The 8,182-nt window shown below is 66.1% G+C and carries 5 protein-coding genes; 3 read left to right on the top strand and 2 right to left on the bottom strand.

Annotated features, from left to right (window positions below):
• Positions 1 to 33: 33 nt before the first annotated feature.
• Together feoB and PMN64_RS28700 are read right to left on the bottom strand one after the other, a co-directional pair.
• On the bottom strand, positions 34 to 1,908 hold the full coding sequence (feoB, locus tag PMN64_RS28695) for a ferrous iron transporter B (protein ID WP_411783084.1): 1,875 nt from the start codon (positions 1,906 to 1,908) through the stop codon (positions 34 to 36).
• Positions 1,905 to 2,192: a ferrous iron transport protein A gene (locus PMN64_RS28700; RefSeq protein ID WP_026192088.1), complete on the bottom strand. Its 288-nt coding sequence runs from the start codon at positions 2,190 to 2,192 to the stop codon at positions 1,905 to 1,907. The genes feoB and PMN64_RS28700 overlap by 4 nt, the downstream gene beginning before the upstream one ends.
• 333 nt (positions 2,193 to 2,525) lie before the next feature.
• Here PMN64_RS28700 and PMN64_RS28705 point away from each other — a divergent pair, with 333 nt between their 5' ends.
• The 3 genes from PMN64_RS28705 (at position 2,526) to PMN64_RS28715 (ending at position 7,939) form a co-directional block, all read left to right on the top strand.
• On the top strand, positions 2,526 to 4,670 hold the full coding sequence (locus tag PMN64_RS28705; protein WP_411783085.1) for an ATP-binding protein: 2,145 nt from the start codon (positions 2,526 to 2,528) through the stop codon (positions 4,668 to 4,670).
• Between the two features lie 344 nt (positions 4,671 to 5,014).
• Positions 5,015 to 7,051, top strand: coding sequence for an ABC transporter ATP-binding protein/permease (locus PMN64_RS28710; RefSeq protein WP_411783086.1), 2,037 nt, complete (start codon positions 5,015 to 5,017; stop codon positions 7,049 to 7,051).
• Positions 7,052 to 7,081: 30 nt separating this feature from the next.
• Positions 7,082 to 7,939, top strand: coding sequence for an FkbM family methyltransferase (locus PMN64_RS28715; RefSeq protein ID WP_411783087.1), 858 nt, complete (start codon positions 7,082 to 7,084; stop codon positions 7,937 to 7,939).
• Positions 7,940 to 8,182 lie beyond the last annotated feature (243 nt).

Raw genomic sequence — 8,182 nt, forward strand, 5'->3', positions numbered from 1 at the left:
TTTCGAGTCGAAATGATGAAACTGCGTTGCCGATCAATGCAGGCCTAGCGCCAGCGCCAGGTTGAAGGTCAGGAAGCTTGCGACATAAGCCAGCGCGAGCATGTAGATGAATGTCACCACCATCCACTTCGCGCCGCCGGTCTCGCGGCGGATCACCGCGAGCGTCGAGGCGCATTGCGGGGCGAAAATGTACCAGACCAGCAGCGACAGCGCGGTCGCCAGCGTCCATTTTTGCGCCAGCACCTGGCCGATCTGGTCCGCCGCCTCCTTGCCGCCCTCGATCGAATAGACGGTGCCGAGCGCCGCCACCGCGACCTCGCGCGCCGCCATGCCCGGAATCAGCGCCACCGCGATCTGCCAGTTGAACCCGATCGGCCGCAGCAGCGGCTCGAGCGCATGGCCGATCATCGCCGCAAAGCTGTAATTGATCGCCGGCCCCTCGGCGCCGGCCGGCGCCTGCGGGAACGAGGCCAGGAACCAGATCAGCACCATCATCGAGAGGATCGTGGTGCCGGCCCGGTACAGGAACATCTTGGCGCGGGTGAACACGCCGATCGCGATGCTGCGCAGCCGCGGCATCTTGTAATCGGGCAATTCCAGCATGAACGGCGCCGGCGCGTGATCGCGCCACAGGAAGAATTTCGCGATCGCCGAGACCGTCAGCGCGCTGGTGATGCCGGCGGCATAGAGGCCGAACATCACGAGCCCCTGCAGATTGACGAAACCCCATAGCGTGGTCGCCGGAACGAAGGCCGAGATGATCAGCGTATAGACCGGAATGCGCGCCGAGCAGGTCATCAACGGCGCGATCAGGATCGTGGTCAGGCGGTCGCGGCGGTTGTCGATGACGCGCGTCGCCATGATGCCGGGAATCGCGCAGGCAAAGCTCGACAACAGCGGAATGAAGGCGCGGCCATGCAGCCCGGCGCCGCCCATGATGCGGTCCATCAGGAACGCGGCGCGCGCCATGTAGCCGAAATCTTCCAACAGCAGGATGAACAGGAAGATGATGATGATCTGCGGCAGGAACACGATCACGCTGCCGACGCCGGAGATCACGCCGTTCTGCAGGAAGCTCTGCAACAGGCTCCAGCTTTCGGGCAACACGCCGTGGATCAGCTGCCCGAGCGCGGCGAAGCTGTCCGAGAGAAATTCCATCGCCGGCTGCGCCCAGGTGAACACCGCCTGGAACATCACGAACAGGATCACGGCCAGGATCACGAGACCCCAGACCGGATGCAGCACGACCGAATCGATCCGGTTGGTCAGCGTGTCGGGCTTGGTCGGCAGCGTCACCGCCGCGGCGATGATGCGGTCCGCCTCGCGCTGCGCCGCCTTGAGGTCGGCAATCGTCGGCGTCGTCCACTCGCTGGCCGCCGCCTCATGCGACCTCGCCAAGAATTCGTCGGTCCGCTTCAGGAGCTCGTCGATGCCGCCCTTGCGGACCGCGACCGAGGTCACGATCGGTAGCCCCAACTCCTGCGACATCCGATCGATGTCGATCGTGACACCGCGGCGCCTGGCGATATCGATCATGTTGAGCACCAGCATCATCGGCCGGCCGACGCGCTTCAGCTCGAGCACCAGCCGCAAGGTCAGCCGCAGATTGGTGGCGTCCGCGACGCAGAGCACGAGATCGGGCACCGCCTCGCCGTCGAAGCGGCCCAGCACGATGTCGCGGGTGATCTCCTCGTCCGGGCTGCGGCCGCGCAACGAATAGGTGCCGGGCAGGTCGAGCACGGTCACGCTGCGGCCCTCGGGGGTGACGAAGCCGCCGGACTTGCGCTCGACCGTGACGCCCGGGTAGTTGGCGACCTTCTGTCGGCTGCCGGTCAGGCTGTTGAACAGCGACGTCTTGCCGGTGTTCGGCGCGCCGACCAGCGCCAGGCGCAGGGATGCAGTGGTCATTCGACGATCACAGCCATGGCTTCGCTCCGGCGCAGCGCGATCGTGATGTTGTCGACGCGCACCGCGATCGGGTCCTTCCGGATCGTGCCTTCATGCAGGATTTCCACGCGCGCGCCCTCGACAAATCCCATCTCGACCAGGCGCTGCTCCAGCTCCTGCGGAGACAGCGATGAACCCGTCACGAGCGCATCGAGCCTGATGATCTTTCCGACAAAACCGCGATCCGCATGTCCGAGCCGGACGTCCTGCAAATTATCCCGGGAGCTGTTTGGATCGCCTGTCATGCGGCCTGTTTTTCAGCAGGTAGTCACAGGGTCAAGCGTTTGCCCGTGAGAGGTTTTAGAACTCCTAAAAACAGCACCCGGAAGCGCCATCCAGGCCGATTTTCCGCTTGACTGCCGGCGAGGCGCTAACGAGGTCGTGATGCCACGGTGCCGCAGCCGCCCCGCGCGGCCCCGGACGTGAGCCGGCTTCGAATTGATCGATCCGGGTTGGTCTCCGGTAACCTTGACCGATCGCGGAATGGCGAACGAGCGTCCGCGCCGCGCCCGGCGGCGCCGTTTCGCTTCCTCCCGCGCAACGGTTTGCGTTATGGTTCGTGCGGAGCCGGAGCGCCCGTGCAGACCGCACAACGCAATTCGCTGAGACTGCTGCAATGGATGATGGCCGCCGCGCTGGCCCTTCCGCTGGCGCTGTTCGTTTTTGCCTCCGCAATGTCCTGGATCTCGACCAGCGAGGCCGCCGACCAGGAGATCCAGCGCACGCTCGATGTCGCCCATGAGCACGCGCTGAAGGTGTTCGAGACCATCGATCGCGGCCTGGCCGAGGTCACCGAGGTCGTCCGCGGCATGGGCGATGCCGATATCGGCGCGCGCGAGAAGAGCCTGCACGAGCGGCTGCGGCAGGTCGCCATGGCGCTTCCCCAGGTGAAATCGGTCTGGGTGTTCGATGCCAACGGCCGCGCCCTCGTCAACAGCCTGGTGCAGCCGGCCCCCGACGTCGACTTCTCGGACCGGGACTACTTCCGGATCCATGCCCAGGGCGACATCGGCACCTATATCGGCGAGGTGCTGACGCCGCGGCCGCCCTATCTGGGCTCGCGGTTCTTCAGCGTCGGCCGGCGCCGCAACGGTGACGACGGCAGCTTTGCCGGCGTGATCCAGGCCTCCGTGCTTCCGGAATATTTCGAGAATTTCTACGCCAGGATCGGCCGCGAGCCCGGCAGCTTCCTGGCGCTGATCCGGACCGATGGCGCCGTGCTGGCGCACTTCCCTGCCGTCAACCACGACGTCCGGTTCGAGCCGAGCGGACCGCTCGGGCGGCAGATCGTCGCCAATCCCGAGGCCGGGACGATGACGATCCGTTCCCCGGCCGACGGCATCGAGCGGCGCATGCGCTATCAGCGGCTGGCGGGATACCCGGTCTATGTCAGTGCCGGCCTCGAAACCTCGGCGATCCAGTCGCGCTGGATGTCGACCATGGCCCAGCACCTGATCTTCGGGATCCCGGCCACCGGCCTGCTGTTCGGCCTGCTCGCGCTCGCCTTCCGGCGAACCCAGCGCCTGCAGGAGGAGGCCAACCGGCGCATCGAGGCCGAGGAGGCGTTGCGGCACGGCCAGCGGCTCGAGGCGCTCGGGCAGCTCACCGGCGGCGTCGCGCACGACTTCAACAACCTGCTCACCGTGATCCGCGCGTCGGTCGACATGTTGCGGCGGCCGGACCTGCCGGAGCCGCGGCGGCAGCGCTACATCGATGCGATCTCCAACACCGTGAACCGTGCCGCCAAGCTGACCAACCAGCTGCTTGCATTCGCGCGGCGGCAAACCCTCAAGCCCGAGGTGTTCGACGCCTGCCAGAATGTCCGCACCCTGAGTGAGATGATCGCAACCCTGATCGGCGCCCGCATCGAGATCACGGCGCAGGTGCCGGACGAGACCTGCCTCGTCAACGCCGATGCCGGCCAGTTCGAGACCGCCATCATCAACATGGCGGTGAACGCGCGCGACGCCATGGACGGCGTCGGCCGCCTCACGATCGCGGTCCGCGCCGTGGACAGACTGCCGTCCGCGACCGGCACGCCGCCGAACTCGCCCGGCCATGTCGCGGTGTCGGTGACCGACACCGGCGTCGGAATTCCACAGGAGCTGTTCGGCCGCATCTTCGAGCCGTTTTACACCACCAAGGAGGTCGGTCACGGCACCGGCCTCGGCCTGTCCCAGGTGTTCGGCTTCGCCAAGCAGTCCGGCGGCGAGGTGACCGTCACCAGCGAAGTCGGCAAGGGTGCGACATTCACGCTGTATCTGCCGCGCGTCGTCGGCGGGCATGGCGCGCGAGCGCAGCGCACCGAGGACGCGCCCTCGGTCGATCGGACCGGCGCATCGGTCCTGATCGTCGAGGACAATGCCGAGGTCGGAAAGTTTGCCGCCGACACGTTGACCCAGCTCGGCTGCACCTGCGTGCTGGTGGACAACGCCACCCACGCGCTGGAGGAGCTGGCCGTCGATGCTGACCGGTTCGACCTGGTGTTCACCGATGTCGTGATGCCCGGCATGAGCGGCATCGAGCTTGCGGAAGAGATCCGCCGGCAGCGGCTCGATCTGCCGATCGTGCTCGCCTCCGGCTACAGCCAGGTGCTGTCGCAACAGGGCAGCGGCGGCTTCGAGCTGCTGCAGAAGCCGTATTCGGCCGAGCAGCTCGCGCGCGTGCTGCACAAAGCGACGCGGTCGCGCCGGCTGAGGCGCGATCAGGCGCCGGCGGAGTGAGGTGATTGCGTGGCACATCTCGAGCACGCTGTCGTCCTGGCGAAAGCCAGGACGACAGTGAGGATGAGTCGCAATTCCAGATGTCACACCGCGCGGTGTCATCACCCGCGCATGCGGGTGATCCAGTATTCCAGAGGCGCCAGCGCTTGAGCCGAGAGGCCGCGGCGTACTGGATCGCCCGGTCGAGCCGGGCGATGACAGATGAGGATGAGGACATAGCTCAGCTTTCTCGCGACATAATTTGTCCGAGCTTTGCATCTCGTTTCGCCCTCTCTTGAACAGAGGGCGCAGCTGACCACCGGTCCCAGTGCGGAACCGGGTAATTTGCCTGGCGTTATCGTGCCATGGGCAAAGCTGAGGCAAAATCCCAATCGTCGGCCAAAACCGCATCGCGTCGGAAAGCGAGCGCAAAGCCGGCTGATCAAGAGCGCAAGGATCCCGCGGCAAGCGAAGCGGATGAGAAGTCGGAATTTGTCGAGGTGACTGCCGAAGGCGGCGACCATGTCGAACCGCCGCCGCCTGAAATCGTCGAACCCGATCCCGAGCTGTCGGCCGAAGAGGCCGAAGAGGCGCGCAAGGACTATTTGCTGACGCGGTTCTGGATCAGCGCGCGCGGCTATTGGGGCCGGAGCGGCGACCGGCTGGCATGGCTGTTCACGATCGGCCTGCTGCTGTTGATCGTCGCCAATGTCGCCGTTCAATACGGCATCAATGTCTGGAATCGCGCGATCTTCGATGCGATCGAGAAGCGCGATTCGGCCAGTGTCTTCCACCTGACCGCCATCTTCTTTCCGCTCGCGATCGGCAGCGTGCTGCTGGGGGTCGCGCAGGTGTTCGGCCGCATGGGCATCCAGCGGCGCTGGCGCGCCTGGCTGACCAACGCCGTCGTGTCGCGCTGGCTGACCAACGGCCGCTACTATCAGCTCAACCTGGTCGACGGTGACCACAAGAATCCGGAGTACCGGATCGCGGAGGATCTGCGGATCGCGACTGATTCTCCGGTGGACTTCATCGCCGGCGTGACGTCGGCGCTGCTCTCGGCCGTCACCTTCATCGTCGTGCTCTGGACCATCGGCGGCGCGCTGACGGTGACGCTCGGCGGCTCGTCGATCAGCATCCCGGGCTTCCTGGTCATTGCCGCGATCATCTATGCGGCGATCGCGTCGGGCTCGATCACAGCGATCGGCCGCAGCTTCGTGCAGATCTCCGAGGACAAGAACCAGGCGGAAGCGGAATTCCGCTACATCCTGACCCGCGTGCGCGAGAATGGCGAAAGCATCGCGCTGCTCGGCGGCGAAACCGAGGAGCGCGACGGCATCGACAAGACGTTCTCGAACGTGTTGCGGCAATGGGCGCGGCTCGCCGGGCAGCACATGCGCACGACGCTGGTGTCGCAGGGATCGAATCTCATTGCGCCGGTGGTACCCTTGCTGCTGTGCGCGCCAAAATTCCTCGACGGCAGCATGTCGCTCGGCCAGGTGATGCAGGCGGCCTCGGCCTTCACCATCGTGCAGACCGCGTTCGGCTGGCTGGTCGACAACTATCCGCGGCTCGCCGACTGGAACGCCTGCGCACGGCGCATCGCCTCGCTGATGATGTCGCTTGACGGGCTTGAACGCGCCGAGACCGGCGACGGCTTCGGCCGCATCGAGCGCGGCGAGACCGCGGGCGAGGCCATGCTGAGCCTCAACGATCTCTCCGTCACGCTGGACGACGGCACCGCCGTGGTCGGCGAGACCGAAGTGGTGATCGAACCGGGCGAGCGGCTATTGGTCGCCGGCGAATCCGGCACCGGCAAGAGCACGCTGGTGCGCGCCATCGCCGGGCTGTGGCCGTGGGGCGGCGGCAGTGTCGGCCTGCACGCGGACCGCCGCCTCTTCATGCTGCCGCAAAAGCCCTACGTGCCCTCGGGCACGCTGCGGCGCGCGGTGGCCTATCCCGGCGCGGCGGAAGACTGGAACGTCGATGAGATCAGTCGTGCCCTCCACAAGGTCGGCCTCGACCATCTCAAGGACAAGATCGAGGAGGACGCGCCGTGGGACCAGACCCTGTCCGGCGGCGAGAAACAGCGGCTCGCCTTTGCCCGCCTGCTGCTGCACGCGCCCGACATCGTCGTGCTCGACGAGGCGACGTCCGCGCTCGACGAGAAGAGCCAGGACAAGATGATGGAGATGGTGACGACGGAACTGCCGAAGGCGACCATCGTCAGCGTCGCCCATCGCGTCGAGCTCGAAGCGTTCCATAGCCGCAAGATCGTGCTGGAGCGCCGCAAGGGCGGCGCCAAACTGGTCAGCGACGTCGATCTGATCCCGCGCAAGGGCAAGCGAAGGCTGCTCGGCCGCTTCCTGCGGCAACGGCAGGCAGCGGGCAAGGCGGCGTAACGGGCGTTGGCGCTGCCGTCAAAACCGGCTATGCATGCCGCGCTTTTGACGAGGCCATGCGTGATCCCCAGCAACGACATATCGCCGGCGCCGTTCGGCGCCTTCGCGCCCAATGCGGCGCAGGCCGCCATCATCCGCCTGGCGCATGGCTCAGGACTGAAGCGCGGCGCGTTCCGGCCCTGGCTGTCGAAGCTGGTCAATCTGTTCGGCGCGGGTCCGCTGGACGTGACCTATCAGGGCGCATCGTTCCGATTCTATCATCAGCAAAGCGCGACCGAGCGCGGCGCGCTGTTCAATCCCGATTACAACCTTGAAGAACTCGCCTTCCTGCGGGCGCATGTCGGAGCGGATGGCACCTTCGTCGATCTCGGCGCCAATGTCGGCACCTATGCGCTGGCGCTGGCGCGCGATGTCGGGCCCGGCGGCAAGGTGATCGCGATCGAGCCGCATCCGGTGACGCATGCACGGCTCAAGTTCAACACCCAGGCCTCCGGCTTTCCGCAGGTGCGCCTGGTTGCGGCGGCCGCTGGCCCGACCGATGGCGAACTGATGATCGAGACCGACGGCGACAATCTCGGCGCCAGCCACATCGTCACCGGCACGCCCACCGGCAAGGCGTTCAAGGTGCCGTCGCTGCGGCTGCAACGCATCCTCGACGAAGCCGGCGCGAGCAAGGTCGACGCGCTCAAGATCGACGTCGAGGGTTTCGAGGACTGCGTGCTGATCGGCTTCTTCCGCGACGCGCCGCAGTCGCTGTGGCCCGGCGCGGTGGTGATCGAGCATCTGTCGAAGGACGAATGGACCGACGACTGCATTGCGGACATGCACGCGCGCGGTTACGTCGAGCAGGGCCGGACCCGGAGCAACACGCTGCTGGTACGGGGCTGAGACGTGGCCACGGCCGAGATCTGCTCCCTCTCCCGCTTGCGGGGGAGGGCCGGGGTGGGGGTGTGTCCACGAGTCATTTTGTGGAAAGAGCCCCCACCCGGATTGCATCTTCGATGCAATCCGACCTCCCCCGCAAGCGAGGGCTTTGCGCAAAGGCGAATCTGCAATTCTCTAAGACCGATCTGAAGGGGGAGGCGGGGATGGCGTATCGGCAGGTTGGTCAAGCGAGCTTCGCAGATGCGC

It is taken from the genome of Bradyrhizobium sp. UFLA01-814 (assembly GCF_046718885.1).
In the GTDB taxonomy this organism is placed as follows: Bacteria; Pseudomonadota; Alphaproteobacteria; order Rhizobiales; family Xanthobacteraceae; genus Bradyrhizobium; species Bradyrhizobium elkanii.